At 67.3% G+C, this 25,651-nt stretch carries 19 protein-coding genes and 1 pseudogene; 11 read left to right on the top strand and 9 right to left on the bottom strand.

Translation table 11 applies throughout. The features are described from left to right. Positions 1-13 precede the first annotated feature (13 nt). Both PQB87_RS22210 and PQB87_RS22205 read left to right on the top strand, forming a co-directional pair. A complete protein-coding gene (locus PQB87_RS22210) occupies positions 14-1,417 on the top strand; it encodes a UDP-glucose dehydrogenase family protein (RefSeq protein ID WP_489243816.1) in 1,404 nt (467 codons plus the stop codon). 26 nt (positions 1,418-1,443) lie between these two features. After that, a complete protein-coding gene (locus tag PQB87_RS22205) occupies positions 1,444-4,110 on the top strand; it encodes a glycosyltransferase family 2 protein (protein ID WP_489243815.1) in 2,667 nt (888 codons plus the stop codon). Positions 4,111-4,152: 42 nt separating this feature from the next. Here PQB87_RS22205 and PQB87_RS22200 read toward each other — a convergent pair whose 3' ends face one another. Continuing rightward, the gene (locus PQB87_RS22200) at positions 4,153-5,076 is read right to left on the bottom strand and encodes an AraC family transcriptional regulator (protein WP_027789521.1); all 924 of its coding nucleotides are present in this window, start codon (positions 5,074-5,076) and stop codon (positions 4,153-4,155) included. Between the two features lie 466 nt (positions 5,077-5,542). Between PQB87_RS22200 and PQB87_RS22195 the strand changes: the two genes are divergently transcribed. Both PQB87_RS22195 and PQB87_RS22190 read left to right on the top strand, forming a co-directional pair. Continuing rightward, on the top strand, positions 5,543-6,004 hold the full coding sequence (locus tag PQB87_RS22195) for a (2Fe-2S)-binding protein (RefSeq protein WP_021162969.1): 462 nt from the start codon (positions 5,543-5,545) through the stop codon (positions 6,002-6,004). Between the two features lie 2 nt (positions 6,005-6,006). Continuing rightward, positions 6,007-8,217 (top strand): xanthine dehydrogenase family protein molybdopterin-binding subunit, encoded by a 2,211-nt coding sequence (locus PQB87_RS22190; protein ID WP_489243813.1) that lies wholly within the window; start codon positions 6,007-6,009, stop codon positions 8,215-8,217. 221 nt (positions 8,218-8,438) lie between these two features. On the opposite strand, the gene PQB87_RS22185 is transcribed toward PQB87_RS22190, so the two are convergent. Continuing rightward, entirely contained in the window at positions 8,439-8,582 is a 144-nt protein-coding gene (locus PQB87_RS22185; protein WP_021162971.1) for a hypothetical protein, read from the bottom strand. Between the two features lie 405 nt (positions 8,583-8,987). Between PQB87_RS22185 and PQB87_RS22180 the strand changes: the two genes are divergently transcribed. Together PQB87_RS22180 and PQB87_RS22175 are read left to right on the top strand one after the other, a co-directional pair. Next, positions 8,988-9,386 (top strand): winged helix-turn-helix domain-containing protein, encoded by a 399-nt coding sequence (locus tag PQB87_RS22180; protein ID WP_027789523.1) that lies wholly within the window; start codon positions 8,988-8,990, stop codon positions 9,384-9,386. A 518-nt stretch (positions 9,387-9,904) separates the two neighbouring features. Continuing rightward, positions 9,905-10,087 (top strand): annotated as a pseudogene (locus PQB87_RS22175) (lytic transglycosylase); the annotation flags it as partial. 19 nt (positions 10,088-10,106) lie between these two features. Here PQB87_RS22175 and asnB read toward each other — a convergent pair. Then, positions 10,107-12,074 (bottom strand): asparagine synthase (glutamine-hydrolyzing), encoded by a 1,968-nt coding sequence (asnB, locus tag PQB87_RS22170; RefSeq protein WP_060066567.1) that lies wholly within the window; start codon positions 12,072-12,074, stop codon positions 10,107-10,109. A gap of 260 nt (positions 12,075-12,334) precedes the next feature. Next, the gene (locus PQB87_RS22165; RefSeq protein ID WP_059686699.1) at positions 12,335-13,168 is read right to left on the bottom strand and encodes a helix-turn-helix transcriptional regulator; all 834 of its coding nucleotides are present in this window, start codon (positions 13,166-13,168) and stop codon (positions 12,335-12,337) included. A gap of 283 nt (positions 13,169-13,451) precedes the next feature. Here PQB87_RS22165 and PQB87_RS22160 point away from each other — a divergent pair, with 283 nt between their 5' ends. Next, on the top strand, positions 13,452-14,357 hold the full coding sequence (locus PQB87_RS22160) for a helix-turn-helix transcriptional regulator (protein WP_059686700.1): 906 nt from the start codon (positions 13,452-13,454) through the stop codon (positions 14,355-14,357). 127 nt (positions 14,358-14,484) lie between these two features. Here PQB87_RS22160 and PQB87_RS22155 read toward each other — a convergent pair whose 3' ends face one another. Together PQB87_RS22155 and PQB87_RS22150 are read right to left on the bottom strand one after the other, a co-directional pair. Then, the gene (locus tag PQB87_RS22155; RefSeq protein ID WP_153489203.1) at positions 14,485-16,131 is read right to left on the bottom strand and encodes an Nramp family divalent metal transporter; all 1,647 of its coding nucleotides are present in this window, start codon (positions 16,129-16,131) and stop codon (positions 14,485-14,487) included. Positions 16,132-16,247: 116 nt separating this feature from the next. After that, positions 16,248-16,385, bottom strand: a complete 138-nt coding sequence (locus PQB87_RS22150) for a hypothetical protein (protein WP_162923104.1) — start codon at positions 16,383-16,385, stop codon at positions 16,248-16,250. Between the two features lie 1,069 nt (positions 16,386-17,454). On the opposite strand from PQB87_RS22150, the gene PQB87_RS22145 reads away from it, so the two are divergent. Together PQB87_RS22145 and PQB87_RS22140 are read left to right on the top strand one after the other, a co-directional pair. Then, entirely contained in the window at positions 17,455-17,724 is a 270-nt protein-coding gene (locus PQB87_RS22145; RefSeq protein ID WP_233344158.1) for a hypothetical protein, read from the top strand. 108 nt (positions 17,725-17,832) lie between these two features. Further along, on the top strand, positions 17,833-19,320 hold the full coding sequence (locus PQB87_RS22140; protein ID WP_226215946.1) for a carbohydrate porin: 1,488 nt from the start codon (positions 17,833-17,835) through the stop codon (positions 19,318-19,320). 96 nt (positions 19,321-19,416) lie between these two features. Here PQB87_RS22140 and treA read toward each other — a convergent pair whose 3' ends face one another. Further along, a complete protein-coding gene (gene treA, locus PQB87_RS22135; RefSeq protein WP_111939385.1) occupies positions 19,417-21,168 on the bottom strand; it encodes an alpha,alpha-trehalase TreA in 1,752 nt (583 codons plus the stop codon). A gap of 522 nt (positions 21,169-21,690) precedes the next feature. On the opposite strand from treA, the gene PQB87_RS22130 reads away from it, so the two are divergent. Then, the gene (locus PQB87_RS22130) at positions 21,691-23,079 is read left to right on the top strand and encodes an MFS transporter (protein WP_059686706.1); all 1,389 of its coding nucleotides are present in this window, start codon (positions 21,691-21,693) and stop codon (positions 23,077-23,079) included. A gap of 382 nt (positions 23,080-23,461) precedes the next feature. Continuing rightward, on the top strand, positions 23,462-24,673 hold the full coding sequence (locus PQB87_RS22125; protein ID WP_111939384.1) for a winged helix-turn-helix domain-containing protein: 1,212 nt from the start codon (positions 23,462-23,464) through the stop codon (positions 24,671-24,673). A gap of 73 nt (positions 24,674-24,746) precedes the next feature. Here the strand turns inward: PQB87_RS22125 and PQB87_RS22120 are convergent, their stop codons facing one another. Together PQB87_RS22120 and PQB87_RS22115 are read right to left on the bottom strand one after the other, a co-directional pair. Continuing rightward, positions 24,747-24,965 carry a DUF1653 domain-containing protein gene (locus tag PQB87_RS22120; RefSeq protein ID WP_006480837.1) on the bottom strand — a complete coding sequence of 73 codons (219 nt, stop codon included), beginning with the start codon at positions 24,963-24,965 and terminating at the stop codon, positions 24,747-24,749. 57 nt (positions 24,966-25,022) lie between these two features. Continuing rightward, positions 25,023-25,466: a GNAT family N-acetyltransferase gene (locus tag PQB87_RS22115; RefSeq protein WP_060066591.1), complete on the bottom strand. Its 444-nt coding sequence runs from the start codon at positions 25,464-25,466 to the stop codon at positions 25,023-25,025. Positions 25,467-25,651 lie beyond the last annotated feature (185 nt).

Below are 25,651 nucleotides of genomic sequence, written 5' to 3'. Positions count from 1 at the left end.
CAGGGGAATCACCATGAATGTGCGGATCGCCATCGTCGGCACCGGTTACGTCGGGCTGGTGAGCGGCGCGTGCTTTGCGGATCTCGGGCATGACGTCGTCTGCATCGACAACAATCGCGGCAAGATCGACGCGCTGAACGAAGGCCGCATCCCGATCTACGAACCGGGCCTCGACGCACTCGTCGCACGCAACGTCGAACGCGGCACGCTGCGCTTCAGCAGCGACCTCGCGGCGAGCGTGTGCGATCGCGACGCGGTATTCATCGCGGTCGGCACGCCGACGCTGCCGGGCACCGACCAGGCAGACCTGCAGTACGTCGAGGCAGCCGCACGCGAGATCGCGTCGAACCTGACCGGTTTCGCGGTCGTCGTCACGAAGTCGACGGTGCCGGTCGGCACCAACCGGGTCGTCAAGCAGATCGTCGAACGCCACGCGCCGGCAGGCGTCGACGCGGCGATCGCATCGAATCCGGAATTCCTGCGCGAAGGCTCGGCGATCGACGATTTCATGCATCCGGACCGCGTCGTGTTCGGCGCCGAGCATCCGCGCGCGATCGAGATCATGAAGGCCATCTATGCGCCGCTCGAAGCGACGGGCCACCTCGTGCTCGCGACCGAGATCGAAACGGCCGAACTCGTGAAATACGCGGCGAATGCGTTCCTCGCGGTGAAGATCAGCTACATCAACGAGATCTCGGACCTGTGCGAAGCGGTCGGCGCCGATGTCGAACTGGTCGCGAACGGGATGGGCCTCGACCGCCGCATCGGCGCATCGTTCCTGAAAGCCGGCCCCGGCTGGGGCGGCTCGTGCTTTCCGAAGGACACGCGCGCGCTGAAGGCGACGGCGTCCGAACACGCGGTGCCGCTGCGCATCGTCAGCGCGGCGATCGAATCGAACGCGCTGCGCAAGGAGCAGATCCTGCGCCGCATCGAGAAGGCCTGCGGCGGCTCGATCAAGGACAAGCGCATCGCGGTGCTCGGCCTCACGTTCAAAGGCCAGACCGACGACGTGCGCGAAAGCCCGAGCATCGACGTGATCCAGCTGCTCGTCGGCGCGGGCGCGCATATCCGCGCATACGACCCGGCGCGTCCGCACGAAGCGTCGCGGCTGCTGCCGCAGGTATTCATGGAGGGTTCCGCGATCGACGCGGTGCGCAGCGCGGACGCCGTCGTCGTGATGACCGAATGGAAGGCGTTCGAGGCACTCGATCTCGCCGACCTCGCGGATCACATGGCCGATCCCGTGATGCTCGACATGCGCAACCTGTTCAGCGAACGGCTGGCCGTCGACAGCGGCTTTCGCCGCTACGAACGCGTGGGCCGCTCGTGCGGCGAGCGCACGCCGGCGGCCCCGGCACCGGAACAACAGCACGCCAGCGAGGACACCCGGCCGCAACGCGGCCTGCTTCAAGACTGATGATCTGACCTTGACGGGAGAACACCATGAAGAAGCTGGTTGCGTCGCTTGCCGGCGGCTCTGTGCCGGATACCGCCGACACCACCGATACCGCCGAACCCGACACCGAAGCCGTTCGCACCGACTCGCAGCAGGCAGACGTCCCGCTCGTCGTCCCGTTGATGGACAGCGGGACCAGGATCGTCTTCCACATCCTCGCGCTGTGCTGGTTCGTCGCGCTGGGCATCTTCTGGCGCTGGTGGCTGCGCGACGAGCACTACGTCGACGCATTCCGCTTCGGCGTCAACTGCTTCGTGCTGTTCTGGACCACCTTCATTCCCGGCTACTTCATCTTCATCATCCGCTCGGCGGTCGTGCCGAACCCCGCGCTGCCGGTGCCGCGCGACTGGCGCGTCGCGATGGTCGTCACCAAGGCGCCGTCGGAGCCGTTCGACATCGTCCGCACGACGCTGCTCGCGATGCTCGACCAGACCTACCCGCACGATACGTGGCTCGCGGATGAAGACCCGTCGCCCGAGACGCTCGACTGGTGCCGCGAGCACGGCGTATTCGTGTCGACGCGGCGCGGCATCGCCGCGTACCACCGCGCGAGCTGGCCACGCCGCACCAAATGCAAGGAAGGCAATCTCGCGTACTTCTACGACATGGTCGGCTACGACAACTACGATTTCGTGTCGCAGCTCGACGCCGACCACGTGCCGACCCGCACCTATCTCGAGGAGATGCTGCGGCCGTTCGTCGATCCGGAAGTGGGCTACGTGTCGGCACCGAGCATCTGCGACAGCAACGCGGCCGGGAGCTGGAGCGCGCGCGGGCGCGTGAACGTCGAGGGGCCGCTGCACGGCACGATGCAGGCCGGTTATGCGGGCGGGCTCGCGCCGCTGTGCATCGGCTCGCACTATGCGGTGCGCTGCCGTGCGCTGCGCGAGATCGGCGGGCTCGGGCCCGAACTCGCCGAGGATCACTCGACCACGATGATCTTCAATTCGAAGGGCTGGCGCGGCATGCACGCGCTGAACGCGATCGCGAACGGCGAAGGACCGCGCACGTTCGGCGACCTCGCCACGCAGGAGTTCCAGTGGTCCAAGAGCGTGATGATCATCATGCTGCGCTACACGCGCCACTATTTCATGGGGCTGCCGCTGAAGCTGAAGGCGCAGTTCCTGTTCTGCCAGCTGTGGTACCCGCTGTGTGCGCTCGCGATGGCCGGCGGCGTCGTGATTCCGGTCGTCGCGCTGCTCACCGGCCGCGTGTGGGCACACGTCGACTACCTCACGTACCTCACCTACGCGCTGCCGCTGGCCGTGCTGCTCCTGTGCGTCGTGACCTGGGCCACGCATTCGACCCAGTCGTGCCGCCCGCTGAATACGAAGCTGCTGTCGTGGGAAGGGCTGTCGTTCGTGTTCGCGCGCTGGCCCTGGGTCGTGCTCGGCTGCGCGTCGGCCGTGCTCGACTTCGTGCGCGGCAAGGAATTCCCGTTCAAGGTCACGCCGAAGGGCGGCACGATCGAACAGGACGCGCCGCTGCGCGTGGTCGCGCCGTACCTGCTGATCTCGCTGTTCTGCAGCCTGCCCGTCGTCACGGTCGAGAACCCGCGCAATGCCGCCGGCTTCTATCTGTTCTCGACGCTGACGAGCACCCTGTATCTCGTGATCGCGGCCGTCGTCGCGGTGAATCACGGCAGGGAGCAAGGGCTCGAATGGTCGGCGTTCCGGCAGATGTTCTTCAGCCGCCTGCCGGTGCGCAACGCGCTGTTCGTGTTCGCGCTCGCGATGCTGCTCGCGGGCATCGGGTTGCGCGCGCCGAAAGGCTGGCAGGCGATGATGTGGCGCTCGGGCCTGCCGGCCGTGGTCGCGCCCGCGCCGGGCGAACCGGTGAAGCAGCCCGAGCTCGGCGCATACGATCCCGACAACACGCTCGCGGCCAACCGGGATCTCGCGTTCGACCATGTGTTCGTGTCGTGGAACGCGCCCGACATCCGCGCGGAAATCGACGCAGCCTACCGGAACGCGCAGGCACGGAACCGCTCGCTGATGCTGACCGTCGAGCCCTGGGCGGCAGGCGACACGCGCCCAGGCGCGCTGCTCGCGGATATCGCGCTCGGGCGCTACGACGCGCGGATCGCGGCCACCTGCTCGGCGCTCGCCGCGTTGAAGGGCCCCGTGTTCGTGCGCTGGGGCCACGAGATGGAGGCCGACACCGGGCGCTATCCGTGGGCCATCGGCGATGCGCCGGCCTACGTGGATGCGTACCGGCGCGTCGTGACCACGTGCCGCACGATGACCGACCAGCTCCGCTACGTGTGGTCGCCGGCCGGCAACCGGAACCTCGACGACTATTTTCCGGGCCGCGGTTATGTGGACGCCGTCGGCCTGTCCGTGTTCGACTGCCCGCGCTGCGCGACCTGGCCGGCCGGCGGCCATGCGTCCGCCGCGAGCATCCTGCGGACCAAATACGAGCGGGTGACCGATTACGGGCTGCCGGTGATGATCACGGAGCTCGGCGTCGACGGGTCCGGTTCGCGCAAGCGCGAGGCACTCGACGAACTCCAGCGGTCGCTGTGGCGCTATCCGCTGCTGAAGGCGGTCGTGTATTTCAACGCGGTCGATACGCCGGGCGCGTGGCCGGCGCATTACGTGCCGGACTGGCGGATCGCGCCGACGTTCCTGCAGACGACGGTGGTTGCCCGATGAAATGAGGTGACCGGCAACCGGCCGCGCGCCGGCTGCCGGCCGTCAGCCGAGCAGTTCCTTCTTCCGCAGCTGCACGACGTCGCGCATCGGCGGCGCACCGAACAGCCGGCTGTATTCGCGGCTGAACTGCGACGCGCTTTCGTAGCCGACGACGGCCGCCACCGACCCGACATCGCCGCCCTGCCGCAGCAACAGCCGCCGCGCCTCGTGCAGCCGCAGCTGCTTCTGGTACTGCAGCGGGCTCAGCGTCGTCACGTGCTTGAAATGGTGGTGCAGCGACGACACGCTCATGTTGACTGCCTGCGCGAGCGACTCGACGCGCATCGGCTCCGCGAAGTGATCGCGGAGCCATTCGATCGCGCGCGCGATCCGGTGCGTCTGGCTGCCCGCGATCGCCATGTGCCGCAGCCGCGTGCCCTGCCCGCTCGTCATCAACCGGTACAGCAGTTCCTTTTCGATCAGCGGCGCGACGACCGGAATGTCGGCCGGCGTATCGAGCAGCCGCGTCAGGCGCAGCGCGGCATCGAGCAGCGGCGGCGTAAGCTCGGCGAGCGCGATCCCCTCGCCTTCGGGGCCCGCGTCGGGTTCGGGCAGCCGCATCTCGGCCGCGAGCTCGACGATGCGCTGCGGATCGAGCGTCAGCGACAGGCACAGGTAAGGCGCTTCCGGCGACGCGTGCGTCACGCGCGACAGGATCGGCAAGTCGATCGATGTAATCAGGCAATTCTGCGTGTCGTACTCGTAAGCCTGACCGGCGACGATCACGCGCTTCGCGCCCTGCGCGGCGATCACGAGCGCGGCCCGCGACACGCCGCAGCCGAGATCGACCGGCCGCGAGTGCCGGTGCAGCATCAGGCCCGGCACGGCCGTCGAATGCGAGCCGTCCGCCGGCGCGAAACGGCCGATCAGCGTCGCCAGCTCGCGCCGCCCGGATTCGCGCGACGTCACGATATCGGTCATGTCCATGACACTTCCTCGATAGATTTCCCCATGTCGCGGGAGCATAGCGAAACCGCCCGGAGCCTGCCGGGGATTTGCAGGATTGTTCAATAAATTTGCAGGATTGGGTAGACGCAAAAACCGGCGCCTCGCGCACACTCAGGGCCTGCTCACGCTCATAGCGGGCTTGCGAACGTGCGTTGCCGGTCGTAGTGCAAGGAGTGAGGAGCGCCGTTTGGCCGCGCCAAATAAGGGACGATCGACGCCGCAATACGGCCGGCAACGCACGTTCCCCTGTTTGGGAAAATTCATTCTTGGGGCTGGCCCCCAGAAGGGCCGATCGCGGCGTCATGCTCCTTGCGAATACGGCGAGTATTCGCTGCGTCGCATTCCTTGCGCTCGGCCCTTCTGGGGGCCAGCGCAAGCCCGCTATGAGCGTGAGCAGACCCTGTAACCGGGCGCATGCCGGGTTTTCCCCACGGAGACAATCAAAATGCCAACATCGTTTGTCCTGAACGGCAAGAACGTCACGCTCGACGCCGATCCGTCGATGCCCGTCCTCTGGGCGATTCGCGAACACGCGGGACTGACCGGCACGAAGTTCGGCTGCGGCATGGCGCAGTGCGGCGCGTGCACGGTGCATCTCGAAGGCCAGGCCGTCCGCTCGTGCGTGCTGCCGCTCGCCGGCATCGCGGGCAAGCACATCACGACGATCGAAGGACTGCAGAGCAAGCCCGCGCAGGCCGTGCAGGCCGCCTGGGTCAAGCTGCAGGTGCCGCAGTGCGGCTACTGCCAGTCCGGCCAGATCATGTCGGCCACCGCGCTGCTCGAACAGAACCCGAAGCCGACCGACGCGGACATCGACGCCGCGATGAACGGCAACCTGTGCCGCTGTGCGACCTACGCCCGCATCCGGGCGGCGATCCACGACGCGGCCGCGACGCTGGGAGCCTGACCATGACGATCGAACTCGACAACACCGGGTCGGTGCGTCCGTCGCGCCGCACGTTCCTGAAGGCTGCGGGTGCCGCGGCCGCCGTCAGCCTGACCATCGGCTTCGAATGGGCCGGCCTCGGCCGCCGCGCGCTGGCCGCGACCGCGCCCGCCGCGGACTTCGCGCCGAATGCGTTCCTGCGCATCACGCCCGACGGCGCCGTCACGGTCATCGCGAAGCACGTCGAAATGGGCCAGGGTGCGTATACGGGCATCGCGACGATCGTCGCCGAGGAGCTCGACGCCGACTGGTCGACCGTGCGCGTCGAAAGCGCGCCGGCCGATGCGAAACGCTACGCGAACCTCGCGTTCGGCACGATGCAGGGCACGGGCGGCAGCTCGGCGATGGCGAACTCGTGGCAGCAGCTGCGCGAAGCGGGCGGCAAGGCCCGCGCGATGCTGGTGTCGGCCGCGGCGGCCCGCTGGAAGGTTCCGGCCGGCGAGCTGACGACCGCCAACGGCGTCGTCACGCACGCGAAGAGCGGCAAGAAGGCCTCATACGGCACGCTCGTCGCCGATGCGTCGAAGCTGCCGGTGCCGGACAAGGTCGTGCTGAAGCAGCCGGCCGATTTCAAGCTGATCGGCCAGCGGATTCCGCGCGTCGACGCGTCGCCGAAATCGAACGGCACCGCGCATTTCACGCTCGACACGACCTTCCCCGGCATGCGGGTCGCGCTGCTGCAGCGCCCGCCGCGCTTCGGCGCCACGGTGAAATCGTTCGACGCGACGGCCGCCAAGGCCGTGCCGGGTGTCGTGTCGATCGTGCAGGTGCCGGGTGGCGTCGCGGTCGTCGGAACCGGCTTCTGGGCCGCGAAACAGGGTCGCGATGCGCTGAAGGTCGAATGGGACGAAGCGCACGCCGAAAAGCGCGGCTCCGACGAGATCATGCGCGAATACCGGCAGCTCGCCGACAAGCCGGGCACGTCGGCACGCAAGGACGGCGATGCCGATGCGGCAATCGCGGGCGCCGCGCGCAAGATCGGCGCGACGTACGAATTCCCGTATCTCGCGCACGCGCCGATGGAGCCGCTCGACGCGGTCGTCAAGCTGACGGCGGACAGCTGTGAAATCTGGGCCGGCGACCAGTTCCAGACGGTCGACCAGGCCAACGCGGCCAGGACGGCCGGCCTGAAGCCCGAACAGGTGCAGATCCACACGCTGTACGCGGGCGGCAGCTTCGGCCGGCGCGCGAACGCGTGGTCCGACTACGTGGTCGAGGCCGTGTCGATCGCGAAGGCGCTCGGCGCTGACGGCAAGCCCGTCAAGCTGCAATGGACGCGCGAGGACGACATCCAGGGCGGCTTCTACCGGCCGATGTACTTCCACAAGCTCGACGCGGGGCTGACCGCGGACGGCAAGCTGGTCGGCTGGCGCCACCGGATCGTCGGCCAGTCGATTCTCGCCGGCACGCCGTTCGAAGCGTTCATGGTCAAGAACGGCATCGACGCCACCTCGGTCGAGGGCGCCGCGAACCTGCCGTACGCGGTGCCGAACGTGTCGGTCGAACTCACCACCACCAAGGTGGGCCTGCCCGTGCTGTGGTGGCGCGTGGTCGGCAGCTCGCACACCGCGTATGCCGTCGAGGCGTTCATCGACGAAGCCGCGCACACGGCGGGCAAGGATCCGTACGCATTCCGCCGCGACCTGCTCGCGAAGGAGCCGCGCATGCGCGCGGTGCTGGACCTGGCCGCGCAGAAGGCCGGCTGGGATCCGGCCAAGCCGCTGCCGAAGGGCCGCGGGCGCGGGATCGCCGTCGCCGAGGCGTTCAAGAGCTATGTCGCGCAGGTGGCCGAGGTGTCGGTCGACGCGGACGGCAAGGTGAAGGTCGAGCGCGTGGTGTGCGCGGTCGATTGCGGGATCGCGATCAATCCCGACATCGTCGCCGCGCAGATGGAGGGCGGCATCGGCTTCGGGCTCGGCGCGGTGATGCACAGCGCGATCACGCTGAAGGACGGCCAGGTCGAACAGCGCAACTTCGACGGCTACCACGTGCTGCGCATCGCGGAGATGCCGAAGGTCGAGGTGCATATCGTGCCGTCGGCCGAAGCGCCGACCGGGGTCGGTGAGCCGGGCGTCGCGCCGGTCGGGCCCGCGGTCGCGAACGCGATCTTCGCGGCAACGGGCAAGCGGCATTACGTGCTGCCGTTCGATTCGGCGGATAGCGCGAAGGCTTGACGGCGGGGCGACACGCCGGCCGCGGGGCGGAGACGCCCTGCGGCCGGCGTTTTCAATGTATCGCGGGAATGTCGTGCTTGTTCGAGCCGACGCCGCCCGACCTCGCGCGGCCCGTCGGCCCCCTTACTCCTGCTCGACTTCCGGCCAAAGCCTCGGAAACAGAAACCGGAGACTGCTCAGCGGCAATCCGAACGAAAGTTCGCCGCGATGCGAGGGCGAAGTCAGCAGAGCGCAGTCGCCAGCGGGGTATCGCGTACGGCAAGCAACCGCTGCGACGAATCGACGAGTTCGGCGGCCTGCTCAAGCAGCGGATCGAGTACGCGATCTTCGGGAAACAACGGCTCAAAGGTGGCGACGGTCGTCATGCTTCCGTGCAGGGTTTCATGTAGGGTTCGATGTCGGCAATTGTGGCCACTTATGTCACTGATTCATATGGATTTTCCATCGAGCCATGTCGGGTTCGATGTAGGGTTCCCATCCCCTGCCGCCGATCCGGATCACGCGCATGTTGCCCGCGCGGTTCCCCCCGCGTTACGTCGGACGTAACGCCCGTAACGTCGCCCGCCGATGCTACGTAACAATCCTTCACCTTTGCTCGGACCCTTTCTCTACCCGCGGCACGCCACTCCTTGAAAATTCTTTTAAATTCAAGGCCACAGCGCCGTCCGCTCGGGTGCCGCCCCCTGTCGTGACATGACAATCCCTTCCCTGGCCCGGAAGTTGCAGCACAGGACCCGCAAACACTCCTTTATGGACATGCGAGGGCCACCATGGATTGCAAATACCTGTACATCGACAACATAAAAATCAACTTCGTGCGCCGCACGATCGAAATCGACAACAAGATCGTCGACGTCACGCCGCGTGAATTCGACGTCGTCGAATTCCTGCTCGACAACATGAACAAGATCGTGCCGCGGCAGGCAATCCAGGAAGCCGTGTGGGGTCGTGAACTCGGCGTGTCGTCGCGCACGCTCGACACCCATATCTCGCGTATCCGCTCGAAGCTGCAACTCGATCACGACAAGAACCTGCGGATCATTCCGATCTACGCGGTCGGCTATCGCCTGGTGCTGTTCGGTGCGGCGATGACGCACGTCGAGCGCCACGAAGCCGCGCCGATCCTGCGCGCGGCACCGCAAGCCGTGATGGCCGCCGACTACGCCTGACGATTTACCCGCGAGCCGCATTGCGTGCGGCTCGCCTGCGAGCTCCCCCCACCGCGCTGCGCCGATCCGCAGCGCTTCGCGGCACGCCCGTCGGGCGCGGCCCGCACGCCGCCCGGCCCGCCAGCCAGTCGCGACCCGACCGCCGCCTCCGGGCGGCGGTCGCTTTTGGGCGCCGGCGGCCGCACGACACCGCGCTTCGTCACGCGTCGTCGCGTCCACTCGTGCCCCGCGCCGATGCCCGCGACTACGGAATCCGGCGTGACACACGACCATCGCCGTCCCTACAATCGACCCGGTAGCCGCGCGCCCTCCGCGCCGCCGGCCCCGGAACGAACGGAACGATCATGAAGATGTGCGATTCGCGAACCGCCGTCGCCTGCCATTGCGCGTTGGCCGCGCTGGTCGCACTCGTGTGCACCGCGCAGCCCGTTGCGCACGCGGCGAACGACACCACGCTTCGCGTCGCGTCGATGACGCCGGGCGATCCGGATGACGGCAGCGCCGGTCGCGACACGCGGCCCGCACGCCAGCGACGGATGGATGCCGCTGCAACCACGCCGCCCGATCGCGTGCGCCGCCAGGCTTCGCCGGCGGCCTCCGCCGATCCGCCTTCGTGCCATGCCCGGCCCGTGATGACGATGTGTCGCGGCCTCCACTCGAACGACGCGAAGCGGCGCTGCATGCGCTGCCTCGATCAGTAACGACGCGCAACGCGCCGCCTCATGCGGCGCGTTGCGCCTCCAGCCACGCCTGGAACATCAGCACCGTCCACAGCTGGTGCTGCCAGTTCATCCGGCCGGTCACGTGCTGCCGCCACAGACGTTCGACCGCGTCCGCATCGAAATAGCCTTCCTCGCGCAACCGCGACGGCCGCAGCAGCGCCTCGGCCCAGTCGCGCAGCGCGCCGCGCAGCCAGTGATCGACGGGCGCGCAGAAGCCCTGCTTCGGCCGGTCGATCAGCGCGGACGGCACGTAGCGGTCGAGCAGCCGGCGCAGCAGCGCCTTCGATTGCCCTTCCGGCAAGCGCACGTGCGCCGGCACGCGCCACGCGAATTCGACGACGTGATGATCGAGGAACGGCATGCGCGTTTCGAGGCTCACCGCCATCGCCGCGCGATCGACTTTCGCGAGGATGTCGGTCGGCAGGTACGTGAGCGTATCGATCGCCATCGCCTGCTCGGCGAAGCTCAGGTGCGCGGGCCACGCGGATACGGTGTCGAGCGGCGTCGCCGGCTCCTGCCCCGACAGCGCGAGGCGCTCGGGATGATGCACCGACGACATCAGCAGCCGGTACAGCCCGATGCGGCTCTCGGCGGTCATCACGTGGCCGAGCTTGTGCAGGCGATCGCCGATGCGCGCCGCCGATTCGCGTGCCTCCACGCCGCCCCACGCCCCCTGCGCGACGGCCGCAAGCTGATCCGCGTGATCGGGCCGCAACGCATGCAGCGCGGCGGCGATCCGCGCGCGCACGGCGCCCGGCACGCGATGCAGCTTGCGCCACAGGCGCGGCGTCAGGAAATAGCGCGTGTAGCCGCCGAACAGCTCGTCGCCGCCGTCGCCGGACAGGCTCACCTTCACGTGCCGGCGCGTCAGCTCCGACACGAGAAAGGTCGGGATCTGCGACGCATCGGAAAACGGCTCGTCGTAGATCGACGGCAGCTTCGGCACGACGCCGAGCGCGTGGTCGGCCGTGACGTAGAGCTCGGTATGGCGCGTGCCGAGATGGCGCGCGACGGCCTTTGCATAACCGGCCTCGTCGTAGCCGGCCTCGTGGAAGCCGATCGTGAACGTATCGACCGGTGTCGACGATTGCGCCTGCATCAGCGCGACGATCGTCGACGAATCGACGCCGCCGGACAGGAACGCGCCGAGCGGCACGTCGGCTTCCATCTGCCGCGCGACGGCCTGGCGCAGGACCACGTCGAGCTGGCCCACCGCGTCGTCGGCACTGCCCTCGAACGGCTGCGCGCGACCGTCCTCGATCACCTGTTCGAGCGTCCAGTACGCACGCAGGCGCGGCGTGTCGCGCGCATGCTCGAACTGGATATATGTGCCGGGCGGCAGCTTGTGGATGCCGCGATAGATCGTATGCGGCGCGGGCACGCTCGACTGGCGCAGGTACAGGCACAGCGCATCGCGATCGATCGCGCCGTCGAAGCCCGGATAGCCGCGCAGCGCCTTCAGTTCGGACGCGAACACGAGCGCGTCGCCGATCCGGCCGTAGTAGAGCGGTTTTTCGCCGATCCGGTCGCGCGCGAGCGTCAGCACCCGCGATGCGCGATTCCACAGCGCGAACGCAAACATGCCGGTCGCGCGCCGCAGCGTCGCGTCGACACCCCACGCGACGATCGCCGCGATCAGCACCTCGCTGTCGGAGTGGCCGCGCCACGCCGGTGCGCGCCCCGCGCGCTCGAGCTCCGCGCGCAGTTCGCGATGGTTGTAGATTTCGCCGTTGAAGACCATGACGTAGCGACCGCACGCGGATGCCATCGGCTGTCGGCCGTGTACCGACAGGTCGACGATCGCGAGCCGTCGGTGGCCGAGCGCGATGCCGGCCTCCGGGTCGACCCAGATCCCCTGCCCGTCCGGCCCGCGATGCGCAAGGCTCGCCGTCATGCGCGCGAGTGTGCCGCGCGCTGTCTCCTCATCGCAGGCGACGCTATTCAAAAAGCCGTCGATTCCGCACATTGATTTGTCCGCCCCTGTTGACCAGTTCCGTCACGCACGGCGCAACCTCGCGGCCCGCCGTCCGGCGTGACGACCGGGCCATATTACGAAGAAATAAATCAGCAATAATTCATAGGTGAACTCGCCAATCACTCGAAAAAAATGCTGTCAAGCATCGTCTGCAGAGCGCGCCGGCGCGCGCGGCCGCAGCGGCCCGTCGGGCCGGCCCGACGTTCATCGGTCACGGAAAAAACGGGGACGAACGCGACGGACGCGCGGCGTCAGGACGGCAGCCGGCGGGCCGCCAGGTATGCGAGCTGCGCGCGGTTCTGCACGTTGAAGAGTTTTTCGAGCGAGCGGATATGGTGGCCGACCTTGTGCAGCGACGTGCGCAGTGCACTCGCGATCTCCTGGTCGGACAGACCATGCACGAGACGGTCGAGCACCTGTAGTTGCTCGTCACCGAGCGCGAAGCCGCGCATGCGCGCGATGCGTGCCTCGAGGAACGGCAGCGCGACACGATGCACCGCGAGGCTGACCGACAGCGCACCGCCGATCACGCGATCGTCGATCCATTCGGTGCCGTGCGTCTCCGACGTCACGTTCACCGCGACACGCAGGTCGAGGCGCGGCGCCGACAGGCCGAACAGCACGCCGCTGTTCATCGCGTGCGCACGCAGATGGCCGGCGAGCGCCAGCATCTTACGGTCGCCGCTGCCCTGCGCGGCCGCCTCGATCTCGTCGAGCTGCCACGCAACCGGAAAGCCGCTCTGCCGCACCTGCGCGAACCGCGGGTCGCTCTCGTAGAGCATGCCCTCGAAAAACGGCTGCATGAACGTCGCGGGAGCGAGATCGCGAAGCAGGTGCGCGCACAGGATGCGCCGCCCGATCATTTCGAAAGCGCCGTAACCGAGCGTACTGAAACCGATTTGCCGCAAGCGCGCATGGCATGACGCGAAATCGACCAAAGCCGGGTCGGTTTTACCGAATTCGATTTGCGCGCCGGTAAAAACGTCGTGTCCGATTGCCTGATATTCATTCGAATAAGCCGCGGCCGTTGCGATATCGGCCTGCGAAAACCACTCGACGCGTGGTGCGCCGTCAGCGTATGTCATGAGGAGCCCGCCCTTTCCCAATATATGAACCTGCGCCCCGTCACGATCTGGTCTTGTCTCGATGGATTTTCTGGTCTTCGTTATTTGCGTGCGAATAGGAATCTTCCGCCGCCATTAGTATTACGGCATATTACGCGTACACAAGCGTTTTTGTACAATGCCCCGCGCTGCGTCATGGATGACGATCCGCGCATATCACACCGATGCTCGATCGCACCGCCGCGACGGCCATACACGATACGGCCGCCGCCAGGCGTTATGCGTCGATTCCGAGGGATGGCACATGTCCGACATTGCATTGCATGAAGAAGCGGTCGCCTCAACCTTTCCCCGCCCGTCGCACGGGCCGGGCGCATGCCCCGACGCGCTGCGAGAGCGCCCCGTGCAGGTCGTCTGGTGCGACGACGTGAAACGCGGCGACGTCACGCAGCCGCACGCGCCGAAACTCGGCGTGGCCGATACGCTCGCGCACGCGCAGAGCACGGCCGAGCGCAGCCGGATCGTCGCAAGCCTGCTGCACCTCACGGGCTTCTCGACGTTCGCGTACTTCGCGCTCGAATTCGCGCACGAGAGGGTCGAAAGTCTCTATCTGCACGAAGCATTCACGCCGTCCACCTACCGCGGCGACTACGTGCGCCACCAGCATCACGACGTCGATCCGCGCACGCTCGGCGCACGCGTGTGCAACATGCCGATCGTGTGGGACCTGCAGCAGTTGCGCCGCGAACACCGCGAGCGCGACGCCGGCCCGCGCGTGACGCCGGCCGCGCTCGACGGCTTCCTGCAGACGATGCAGGACGACGGGATGTGCAGCGGCATCATGTATTCGATGGCCGTGCCCGGCACGCGGCTGCACGCGTTCATGAGCTTCACCGCACCGCGCCGCACGCGCGAATGGATCACGCCGGCGACGATCGAGCAGGCGCTGTCGATCGGGCTGTCGGTACACAAGTTCGCGTCGCCGCAGTTGATCTCGACCTCGCGCGAGCGCGCGGTGAACGGGCTCACGCCGTTCGAGCAGGAACTGCTGCTCGGCATCGCCGAAGGCGCATCCGACAAGGAGATCGGCCGGCGCCTCGACACCAGTGCGCACAACGTCGACTATCACCTGCGCAAGCTGCGCAAGCGCTTCGGCGTCGCGAACCGGATCCAGCTCACGTACCTGACGTCGAAGCTCGAATTGATCTGACCGTCGCGCGGCGCGTGCGACGTGCCGCAAGCAAGCGCGTAAACGCACATGCCGGCCACGAAGGCCGGCATGTGCGGGTTGCGGCGCGGTGCCGGGCCCGGCGCCGCTTCCTGGCAGACGGCCTGCGTTACTTCAGCAGCGTCATCTGCACCACCTTGACGATCACGAGACCGACCGCGATCACGAGATAGCCGCGCAGCACGGCCATCCAGATTCGCGTCGCCAGCGTCATGTTCTGCGGCTCGAGCGTATCGAGCGGCGGCATGCGCCACGTGTCGCGCAACGTGCGATCGATCGCCGGTTCGATCACGCGCTTGTTGCGACGAATCAATACCGTCGCGATATAACCCGTGATCGCGAGCACGGTGCCGCCGACCAGCACGTCGAGGATCGCTTCGCCGCTGATATCCGGATACATCACCGACGCAGTGAGGATGATCGACAGCAGCACGAGCACCCAGACCACCGCACCGGTGAACACGTTGAGCTTCGTTGAGTTGACCCACGGGCCGAGCACCTGGCGGTCGTTGCACAGCACCAGCAGGAACACCGTCGCGCTCGGCAGCAGCACGCCCGCGAGCGTCTGCACCGCTTCCGTCAGCAGGCCGAGCGGGCTGCCCGGAATCAGCACGAGCGTGGCCGCGGCCGCGACGATGCCGAAATACACGAGATAGAAACCTTTCGCGTCGGACACGCCGCGGTGCAGCGAGTGACGGATCTTGAACACGTCGCCGATTGCATAGGCCGTCGACAGCGACACGGCCGCCGCGCCGATGATGCACGCGTCGAGCAGCGCCACCGCGAACAGCGTTGCGCTCGTGCGGCCGGCATACTTCTCGAGGCCCGCGATGATGCCGCCCGCGTCGGTGAAGTTGCCGGCTTCCGGATGCCCGTTGAACAGCGCGGCGCTGAAACCGATCATGGCGACCGCACCGATCAGCACGAACGCGATGCCGATCCACAGGTCGGCCTTTTCATACTTCATGAAGCGCGGCGTGATGCGCTTGTCGATCACGTAGCTCTGCTGGAAGAACAGCTGCCACGGCGCGACGGTCGTGCCGACGATGCCGATCACGAGCAGCATCACGTCCGACAGCTTCGCGTGCGCGGGCCAGTTCGGCACGAAGAAATCGCGCGTCATCTGCGCGACGGGCGGATGGATCGACACGAGCACCGGCACGAGCAGCAGGCTCAGCACGCACAGCCCGATCGCGAACCGCTCGAATCGCCTGAAATCGCCGGTACTCACCGCGGCCATGGTCAGCGCCGCGGCCACGCACACGCCGGCGACCTTCGGCAGCCCGAAGAAATCCAGCACGAACGTGATGCCGATGAACTCGGTGACGATGGTGAGCGCATTGAGCAGGAACAGGTCGATCACGCTGAACGCGCCCCAGAACTTGCCGAAGCGCTCGAAGATCAGCCGTGCATGCCCGACGCCCGTCACCGCGCCGAGGCGCAGCACCATTTCCTGGTTCACGTACAGCACGGGCACGAGCAGCAGCAGCGTCCACAGCAGCGTCGTGCCGTAGTTCTGGCCGGCCTGCGTGTAGGTGCCGAATGCACCGGCGTCGTTGTCGCCCACCATCACGATGAGGCCCGGGCCGATGATCGCGAGCAGCGTGCGCAGACGCGCCCACCACGAGCCGCGCGTGCCGGTGTCGTGATGCGCGATCGTACCGAGCGCGCCGCGGATGTCGCCGAGGTGGGCCTCGTCGAGCACGGCGGCGCGTTCGACGGCGATCGGTGGAGAAACGTTGGATGGCGTGGACATGATGTGTTCCGTACGGCTAATGGTTATCTGGTGAGCGTGCGACCTTGGGATGCGCGCGGGGCGACCGCCCGATGGCGGCCGCGCGTGCGCATGCCGAGGCGCGCTCGACGCTTCTTTCAGCGGATCAGCGATTTCAGCCGGTTCAACAGGCGGGAGAACACCCGAGGACGGGCGTCGAGCATCAGCATCGCGTCGTAGTGGTTGCGCGATTCCGTGACGTGCGGGAGATTCGACAGCAGAAGGCCGAAGTTCATGATCTGGCTCCGTGCGGCGACGGCAAGCGTGCCGGCCGCGTGGTGGGCGCGGGGCCAGTCCGGCGCCTGAACGACGTGTCAGGCTAGTCGGCCGGATTGTCCCTGCGACCCGGGTTCAAAAGGGTCTGTGCGTGCAACGGGCATAAGGGACAACTGTCACTGTCGTTCATGGCGGCTCCTGTGCGGTGTTCCGGAGAACACGGTTGACCGCCGTCAGGCGTGCGGGCCGGCATTCGCGCGCCAGGGAAAGGCGTGCGCGAACGCGGCCGCCTGCCAGGCGGCGGTGAAACCGGGCGGCGCATGCGAAAACGCATCACGCTAACCGGCGCGAATCAGGGTGCACGTAGGAATTTGCTGCGGAATACTGCTGCGCGCACCGTTTGCCCGGGGGACAAACGGCGGCTTCGATGAGGCGCGGACGTCGGTCGCTCAGGCGGAAATTTCGTTCGAAGATCGACTACTGCAGGCGTCCAAGGCGGCGGCCCCAAGAGTGAAGATGCCGGATTCTATGGACGGCCCGAAAGTGAAGTCAACCCCGCCCAACCCCATTTCCCGAAATAAATTTCCGCCTTCGCGGCACTGAAAGAATTGCCCTTGAAATGGCGTGCCGAAACCTTTCAGCGCGTCATGTCACGGTCACGGTTCGATGTGTGCGAACAACGGCGCGGCACCCGGCCGTCGCCTCGTCGTGGCGGCCTCGCACCCGCGCGCTCCACGGCGATGCGTCCGCCACACACGGCGCCTTTCATGCGTTTTTTACTTGCACTGCAGCAAACGACGCGAATACAATCCGCCGCAATTCATCACAGGAGTCCCTCCGTGGACACATGCTCTAGTTGCAGTTCGACGCCGGTCCAGGCCGGCCAAGCCATCGCGAGATAGCAGCCAGACGCATGTCTTACGCCGCTAGCTCGCATTCGTCGGGTTAGCGCGCTTCCTTCCGGGCCGGCCATCGCCGGTTCGTCCGTTGCACGCTCCGTTACGTTCCACCCTCCGATCGCAGGCCGCGTCACGCGCCCGCGCTCGATCACGTCGTCCGGCCTTCGCCGGACCGGACGGAGGCAGCGTCATGTTTCTTCAATCGCTCGCGGTCAGGCTCAAGCGCATCGTGCATGTCGCATGCGACCGCTCGTTCGTTTCCGACCTCTCGCCGCTCGCCCATGCGCTCGGCAACTGGCGCAGCTCGGCGCTCGCCCACGTGCCGGCAGCGCCCCGCCCGCTCGACTGCCTGCTGTTCGCCGTGATGGCGGCCGCGGTCGCGCTCGTCGCGCTGCTGTGCTCGGCCGCGCCGCGCCTCGGCTTCGCGCAGGTGTGGCGTATCGGCGGCTGGCTGCCGTAAGCCCCGCCCCGCGCGGCGGTGGCATGTGCCATGTACCGCCGCGTCAAGCTCTCCGCACCACGTTTTCGTTTCTTCAGCCTAACTAATCAAACCACCGACGGAACCCACATGAAGAACTACCTCGAACCCGTCCCGCGCTCGTTCCGCCTCAATGCGCTCGCCGCGCTGCTGCTGTCGCTCGCCGCCGCGCCCGCGTTCGCGCAATCGTCGCCGCCGGCCGCGGCCGAACCGGCGGCCGGCGCCAGTGACGCCGCCGCGCCCGCACAACAGGCCGCCGATGCTGCCGCGCCCGCGCCCACCGGCTTCCGGGAGCGCTCGAACCTGCTCGGCAACATGGGCGGCCTGCGCGACGTGCTGGGCGATCACGGCATCACGCTGAGCCTGCAGGAGACCAGCGAGTACCTGTACAACACGTCGGGCGGCACGGGTCGCGGCGGTGCCTACCAGGGGCTCACGCAATTCGGCTTCGACGTCGACACCGGCAAGGCGATCGGCCTGCCGGGCGGCACGTTCAACGTGTCGGCGCTGCAGATTCACGGCACCAACCTCACGCAGCGCTATCTGCAGACGCTGCAGACCGCGACCGGCATCGAGGCGAATTCGACCACGCGCCTGTGGGAGCTCTGGTACCAGCAGTCGCTGCTCGACGACAAGGTCGACGTGAAGGTCGGCCAGCAGAGCGTCGACCAGGAATTCATGGTGAGCCAGAACGCGTCGGCCTTCATGAACGCCACGTTCGGCTGGCCCGTGCTGCCGTCGACCGATTTGCCGGCCGGCGGCCCCGCGTATCCGATGTCGTCGCTCGGCGTGCGGCTGCGCGTGAAGCCCGCCGATGCGTGGACCGCGATGGTCGGCGTGTTCGACGGCAACCCGGCCGGCCGCACCGACGGCGATGCGCAGGTGCTGAACGCGCACGGCACCCACTTCAACCTGCGCAGCGGCGCGTTCGTGATCGGCGAAGTGCAGTATGCGCTGAACGCGCCGCCCGCCGATCCGAAGGCGCCGCAGCCGGCCGGCCTGCCGGGCACGTACAAGCTCGGCTTCTGGTATCAGTCGCAGCATGCGAACGATCCGCGCTACGGCACCGATGGCCTGTCGCTCGCGAATCCGGCGAGCAACGGCATGCCGGCCACGCATCGCGGCAACTACAGTTTTTATGCGGTCGCGGACCAGATGGTGTGGCGGCCGGCGCCGGACAGCCCGCGCTCGGTGGGCGTGTTCGCGCGCGTGATGGGCGCGCCGGGCGATCGCAATACCGTCGATTTCGCCGCCAATGCAGGCGTGACGCTGAAGGCGCCGTTCAAGGGACGCGACAACGACGTCGCGGGTCTCGCGGTCGGCTACACGAAGATCGGCTCGCATGCGCGCGGCCTCGACGGCGACACCGGCGCATACACGACACCCGGCTATCCGGTACGCCGCGCGGAAACGGTCGTCGAGGCGACGTACCAGTACCAGGTCACGCCGTGGTGGCAGTTGCAGGCCGACCTGCAGCACTTCTTCCGTCCGGGCGGCGGCATCCCGAACCCGAACGCGGCCGGTGCACGCATCGGGGACGAAACGGTGGTCGGCGTGCGCACGACGATCGTGTTCTGACGCACGCCGGATGCAGACACGGGCCGGACGGCCGCTCACGCGACAGTCCGGTCCGTGCGTTCTCTCGCGGTGCAAGCGCGCGGCCCGTGCCGCGCGTCACTCGCCGTACAGCCCGAGCAGTTTCAGCGTGACGCCGTTGGTCCAGCCGAAGCCGTCCTGCAGCGGATATTCGCCGCCCCCGCCGCCGCCCGTGCCGGCGCCTTCGACCACGTACTTCTCGACGAGCTTGCCTTCGGTCGCATACACGTGCTTCACGTCGGACAGGAAACGCGTGCCGATGTCCTTCGCGAGCGCCGGTTCGCCATAGCGCCGCAGCCCGTCGATCGCGATCCACTGCAACGGCGCCCAGCCGTTCGGCGCGTCCCACTGCTGCCCCGTGTTCTCGGTGGTCGTCGCGAGGCCGCCCGGCTGCAGCAGCGTCTTGCGCACCTCGCGCGCGGTCGCCTTCGCGCGCTCGGGCCAGGCAACGCCCGCGAACAACGGATACAGCGCGGCGGCCGTCACGGCGTCGCGCGGCTTGCGCAACTGCCAGTCGTAGTCGCCGTAGTAGCCGCGACGGTTCCACAGATAGCGGTTGATCGCGGCCGCACGCCGCGCCGCGCGCCCGGAAAAATCGGTCACGCAGGCCACGTCGCGCGTGAGCGCGCAGCCCTTCACGATCGTCGTCTCGAGATGGAACATCAGGCTGTTCAGGTCGACCGGCACGATCGACGTCGTGCGGATCGTCGCGAGCGTCTTGCCGTCGCCGAACCAGCGCGAGCTGTAGTCCCAGCCGCTTTCGGCGCCCGCGCGCAGGTCGCGGTACACCTCGTTCGCCGGACGCCCCGGCGCCGACTTCGCGGTCGTCACGTCCTCGAGATACGACTCGTCGCGCGGCGTATCGCTCGCATCCCAATAGCGGTTCAGCACCGCGCCGTCGGGCATCGCGACCACATTGCGCGCGGCCTGCCCGCGTGGCGTCGTGGTTTCGCCCTGCATCCAGTACGCGTACTCCCTGCGCAGCTCCGGCAGATATTTCTGGTAGACCTTGTCGCCTTCGGCCTGTGCGGCAAGCGTGACCATATAGGCGAAGAACGGCGGCTGCGAGCGGCTCGCATAGTACGTGCGATTGCCGTTCGGGATGTGCCCGATCGTGTCGATCAGATGGGCGAAGTTGTCGAGCATGTCGTCGACGAGATCCTCGCGGCCCGACACCTGCAGCCCGAGCATCGTGAAATAGGTATCCCAGTAGTAGCCTTCGCGGAAGCGGCCGCCCGGCACGACATACGGCTTCGGCAGCGGGATCAGCGAACTGTAGGGCGGCACCGTCGTGCTCGTGCGCGTGAGCTGCGGCCACAGCCAGTCGATGTGCTGGCGCAGCGTCTGGTTCGGCGGCGGCGTGACGCCGCCTTCCGGGGGCGGCGTGAAATGCTGGCCGACGAATGCCTTCAGCGAGAAGCCCGGCTGCGATTTCTGTTGCTGATACAACTGCACGATCGTCGCGGGATCGCTGTCGGGCGTCGCGTCGACGAAGGTCTTCTGGTCGGGATAGATCTGCGCGGTCTGCACCGCGACGAACAGGTCGCCGTAGAGCTGGCTCGGCGGCGGCAGCAGCGTGCCCGACGCGGGGCCGGCAACCGCGGCCGTCGCGGGCGCCGCCGACTGATCGACCGCCTGCGCGGCGGCCCGGTTCGCGTTGTCGGCCTGCGCGGCGCAGCCGGCAACGGCGAGATACGCGACGGCCAGTGCGGCGGCCCAGCGAAGACGCGGCGCGGGGCGCCCGAGCGGCGGTGAGCGATGGAGCGGAAAGCGGGTTGGGATGCGCGTTGAGATGCCAGATGCAATCGATGCGGCACGACGTGACGTCATGACGTGTCCCCTCCTTTCGATGGTGAGTGGGTCGGCACGAGGTCTCGTTCGCGCGCGCGCTCGTCTCGATGGCCCTCGATCGATGCGCGTCGTTTTGTGTTGCGAGTGGGCCTGACTGTCGCACGAAACGTGCACATCAAGCAAGTTTCGATTCGCGCGGCTCGCGCAGGCAACCTGCGTCCGGCCCGCCACGCACGCGCGTCGAGTGCCTCCGCTTCGGTCTCGCCGCGCGCGCCCGCCGCATCGACGATCCCCTTCACGATCGCGAGCAGATCGTGCGTGACGACGTCCGGCACGGCGATGTGCGGCGCGCAACCCGAGCGCATGCAGCATGCGTCGCGTGGACCCGATCCGCGACGCGTGCGGTGCACAAACGCGATGCATGCGCGGCGTTTTCGCAGTCGTTCTTTCCGCGCCGCCCGCGAAAAGAACGACTGTTGCACTATGCGGAACATCTGTTGTCGTACGTGACTCAACGGTCACATTGTGGGCATAATGGCGTCTTTACCGCGCGCCCAGCCCATGTCGCCCGTCTTTCTAGCACCGCTCATCGTTGCCTGTGCGTTGTTCATGGAAAGCGTCGACGCGAACATCATCGTCACCGCCCTGCCCGCGATGGCGAGGGACTTCGGGCACAACCCCGTCACGTTGAACATTGCGATCACGGCCTACGTGGTTGGACTCGGCGTGTTCATTCCGATCTGCGGCTGGCTGGCCGACCGCTTCAGCGCGCGCTCCGTGTTCCGCACCGCGATCGGCATCTTCGTCGTCGGCTCGCTGATGTGCGCGGCATCCAATTCCCTCGGCGTGCTCACGTTCGCGCGCTTCATCCAGGGCGTCGGCGGCGCGATGATGGTGCCCGTCGGCCGCATCATCATTTTCCGCGCCGTGCCGCGCTCGGATCTCGTGCGCGCGATGAACTACCTCGCGATTCCCGCGCTGTTCGGGCCCACGGTCGGGCCGCTCGTCGGCGGTTTCATCACGACCTACCTGCACTGGCGGATGATCTTCTTCATCAACGTGCCGATCGGCATCTACGGGATCTACCTCGCGAGCAAGCACATCGCGAACACGCACGAGCCCGACCCGGGCCCGCTCGACTGGTTCGGATTCCTGCTGTCGGCCAGCGGCGCCGCACTGCTGCTGATGGGCCTCACGCTGATCGACGGTGCGCTCACGTCGCGCTCGAACGCCCTCGCCATGTGCGTGACCGGCACCGTCCTGCTCGCGCTCTACGTGCCGTACGCGCGCCGCAAGGAACGCCCGGTGCTCGACCTCAGCTTCCTCAAGATCCCGACGTATCACGCGAGCGTCGTCGGCGGCTCGCTGTTCCGCATCGGCCTCGGCGCGGTGCCGTTCCTGCTGCCGCTCGCGCTGCAGGAAGGGCTCGGCATGAGCGCGTTCCATTCGGGGCTCATCACGTGCGCGTCCGCGTTCGGCGGCGCGATGAGCCGCTCGACGGCCACCCATACGCTGCGCCGCTTCGGCTTCCGCACGGTACTGATCTACAACGCGGCATTCGCGGGGCTCGCGATCGCCGCGTACGGCGTGTTCCATCCCGGCATGGCGACCTGGGCGATCTGGCTGATCGTGCTCGTCGGCGGCATCTTCCCCGCGCTGCAGTTCACGAGCCTGAACTCGATGATCTATGCGGACATCTCGCCGCGCGACGCAGGCCGCGCGACCAGCCTCGGCAGCGTCGTGCAGCAGATGTCGCTCGGCCTTGGCGTGACGGTGGCCGGCCTCGTGCTGCACATTTCGCACTGGCTGCAGGGTCATCAGAAGATGGTGTGGTCGGATTTCTGGCCCGCGTTCGTCGTGGTCGGGCTGTGCTCGTTCGCATCGATTCCGATCACGCGGCGGCTGCCGCCCGGCGCCGGCGACGAAGTCGCGCGCGGCAAGCGCCAGTAGCAATCAGTCGGACGAGCGGGAATAGCGACGGGGCAGAACGGGCAGCAGGGAAAACCGCCCGCGAAGCAAACCGGAAAAAAACAAAAAAATCAGCGGACATCCACACGGGGCCGGTGCACAGCCGCATGGATGTCCGCTCAGGGTTCCGGGTCTCCCGATGGGGGTTGAGAATCCCGGATTCGCTTCCTGCGTGCCATGGACATATGTGCGTCGGAAGCGGAATCGTTGCGCGCACATTTCGTCGCGCCATGGACTGCACTATAGGGAAACTTGCGAAACGTATCTGTCAACCATTGTCAGACACGTTGCCTCGGCACGTCGCACGCGCGCGCCGCTTTCGCGCTAAAGTGGTTCCCGACCATCACTCCCGGCCGCCCCTCCGATGCTTACGCTCTCGCCCGCCGCCGCCCGCGCCCTGCATCTCGCCGCGCAGGGCCTGCTGACACCGCCCCGCCGCAAGGCGACCAAAGCCGACGTGCTCGACACGATCCGCCGGATGGCGCAGCTGCAGATCGATACCATCCACGTCGTCGCGCGCAGCCCGTATCTCGTGCTGTTCAGCCGTCTCGGCGATTTCTCGCCGCAGTGGCTCGACGAGCATCTCGCCGAGGCGCGCCTGTTCGAATACTGGTCGCACGAAGCGTGCTTCCTGCCGGTCGAGCAGTTCGGCCTGATGCGCTACAAGATGCTCGATCCGTCGGGGATGGGCTGGAAATATGCAGCCGAATGGCATGAACAGAATCGTCCCGACATCGAGCGGCTGCTCGCGCGGATTCGCGAAGAAGGCCCGGTGAAGTCGGCGGATTTCGTCCGCGAGGATGGCGTGAAGGGCAACGGCTGGTGGGATCGCAAGCCCGAGAAGCGCCACCTGGAAGTGCTGTTCACGACGGGCGACCTGATGGTGTCGGAACGCCGCAATTTCCAGCGCGTGTACGACGTGCGCGAGCGCGTGCTGCCCGGCTGGGACGACACGCGCGACCTGCCGCCGCGCGAAGCCGTGCTGCCCGCGCTGCTCGACTACACGTGCCGTGCACTCGGCGTCGTGCGCGCGGACTGGGTGGCCGACTACTATCGGCTGCCGCGCCGCTCGTACCGCGCGGAGCTCGAGCAGCTCGCCGACGCGGGCGACCTGATCCCGGTGGCGATCGACGACTGGAAGGAGCCGGCCTACGTGCATCGCTCGCTCGAAGCGTTGCTGCCGGCCGCCGAGGCCGACACGCTGCGCTCGACGGTCACGACGCTGCTGTCGCCGTTCGACCCGGTCGTATGGGACCGGCGGCGTGCATCGACGCTATTCGGTTTCGACTACACGATCGAATGCTATACGCCCGAGCACAAGCGGCGTTATGGCTATTTCTGCCTGCCCGTGCTGCATCGCGGCCGGCTGGTCGGGCGCGTCGACGCGAAGGCGCATCGCACGCTCCGCACGTTCGAACTGAAGGCCGTGCATGTCGAGCCGGGCGTGCGGTTCGGCACGGGGCTCGCCGCCGATGTCGCGAAGGCGGTGAAGAAACTCGCGGCATGGCACGGCACGCCGGAAGTCACGACCCGGCACGCACCGCCGGAACTGGTGAAGGCGCTGGCCGCCGGCTGATACCCGCACATTCGGCTCGACATTCGGCTCGCGCAGCCGGCTCACAGGGCCGGCTTACGCGGCCGGCCGAGGATCAGTCGCGCAGCTTGCGAAAACGCGGCGTGCCGTCTTCGAGGTTCCCGTTGAACATCGCTTCCGGGCGCACCCACAGCCCGCGCGCATGCGGCCACAGGTGTTCGTACACGACCACCGATTCCTCGGTTTCGGAATGGCGGGCAACGCCGATGTAGCGATACAGCCCGCCCTTGTAATGGCGATGCGTCGCGAGCTGTTCGGCTTCCTGTTCGGTCATGATGGGTTTCTCTTCGGCAAAAACGGAAAGCGCGTATTGTATGCGCTGCGCCGCACGTCAGCGTTTCGCGTAGATGTCCGGGCGGCGAATCTCCATCACCCGCTCGGGGTTCGCGCACGGCTCGAAGCCGACCGGCCGGTACAGCTCGTGCGCATCGGACGTCACGAGCATGATGCGGCGCAGGCCCTGCACCATCTCCTGCGCGAACACGTGGTCGATCAACGCGCGGCCATAGCCGTTGCCGCGTTCGGCCGGCAGCACGAACACATCACAGAGGTACGCAAACGTCGCGTGATCGGTCACGAGGCGCGCGAAGCCGACGAGCCGGTCGCCGACATACGCGCCGAAACACAGGGAACCCTCGATCGCCTTCTCCACCACGTCGCGCGGAATGCCCTGCGACCAGTACGCATCGCGATGCAGGAAGTCGAAGATCGCGTCGACGTCGAGTTCGCGCTTGTCGGTGGAAAATCTCAGCGTGGCGGGGGTGGCAGCAGGCACGTCGGTCTCCGGTCGGTGGGTGGAAAACGAAGCGTCGACGATACCGCGCAGCGCGGCGGGAGACAAGGGACAGCACCGATCATCCGGACGACGCGAAGAAGCTGCTCGACCTCTCGTTTCTCCGCGGGCGCAATCAACCGTGCAGGCGACGGGCCCCGATTCGGTGACAATGTCGTCTGCCCGAT

The sequence above is a fragment of the Burkholderia sp. KL41 genome, assembly GCF_057005415.2.
The sequence above is the reverse complement of the archived record's forward strand: the minus strand, read 5'-3'. Positions and strand labels throughout refer to the sequence as shown.

Bases quoted from the DNA above. Each gene is read 5' to 3' on its own strand.
- PQB87_RS22130 (WP_059686706.1), top strand. From the start codon at position 21,691: ATGTCGCCCGTCTTTCTAGCACCGCTCATCGTTGCCTGTGCGTTGTTC.
- treA (WP_111939385.1), bottom strand. From the start codon at position 21,168: ATGACGTCACGTCGTGCCGCATCGATTGCATCTGGCATCTCAACGCGC.
- PQB87_RS22210 (WP_489243816.1), top strand. From the start codon at position 14: ATGAATGTGCGGATCGCCATCGTCGGCACCGGTTACGTCGGGCTGGTG.
- PQB87_RS22200 (WP_027789521.1), bottom strand. From the start codon at position 5,076: ATGGACATGACCGATATCGTGACGTCGCGCGAATCCGGGCGGCGCGAG.
- PQB87_RS22120 (WP_006480837.1), bottom strand. From the start codon at position 24,965: ATGACCGAACAGGAAGCCGAACAGCTCGCGACGCATCGCCATTACAAG.
- asnB (WP_060066567.1), bottom strand. From the start codon at position 12,074: ATGTGCGGAATCGACGGCTTTTTGAATAGCGTCGCCTGCGATGAGGAG.
- PQB87_RS22160 (WP_059686700.1), top strand. From the start codon at position 13,452: ATGTCCGACATTGCATTGCATGAAGAAGCGGTCGCCTCAACCTTTCCC.
- PQB87_RS22155 (WP_153489203.1), bottom strand. From the start codon at position 16,131: ATGTCCACGCCATCCAACGTTTCTCCACCGATCGCCGTCGAACGCGCC.
- PQB87_RS22140 (WP_226215946.1), top strand. From the start codon at position 17,833: ATGAAGAACTACCTCGAACCCGTCCCGCGCTCGTTCCGCCTCAATGCG.
- PQB87_RS22190 (WP_489243813.1), top strand. From the start codon at position 6,007: ATGACGATCGAACTCGACAACACCGGGTCGGTGCGTCCGTCGCGCCGC.
- PQB87_RS22180 (WP_027789523.1), top strand. From the start codon at position 8,988: ATGGATTGCAAATACCTGTACATCGACAACATAAAAATCAACTTCGTG.
- PQB87_RS22165 (WP_059686699.1), bottom strand. From the start codon at position 13,168: ATGACATACGCTGACGGCGCACCACGCGTCGAGTGGTTTTCGCAGGCC.
- PQB87_RS22205 (WP_489243815.1), top strand. From the start codon at position 1,444: ATGAAGAAGCTGGTTGCGTCGCTTGCCGGCGGCTCTGTGCCGGATACC.
- PQB87_RS22145 (WP_233344158.1), top strand. From the start codon at position 17,455: ATGTTTCTTCAATCGCTCGCGGTCAGGCTCAAGCGCATCGTGCATGTC.
- PQB87_RS22185 (WP_021162971.1), bottom strand. From the start codon at position 8,582: ATGACGACCGTCGCCACCTTTGAGCCGTTGTTTCCCGAAGATCGCGTA.
- PQB87_RS22195 (WP_021162969.1), top strand. From the start codon at position 5,543: ATGCCAACATCGTTTGTCCTGAACGGCAAGAACGTCACGCTCGACGCC.
- PQB87_RS22125 (WP_111939384.1), top strand. From the start codon at position 23,462: ATGCTTACGCTCTCGCCCGCCGCCGCCCGCGCCCTGCATCTCGCCGCG.
- PQB87_RS22150 (WP_162923104.1), bottom strand. From the start codon at position 16,385: ATGAACTTCGGCCTTCTGCTGTCGAATCTCCCGCACGTCACGGAATCG.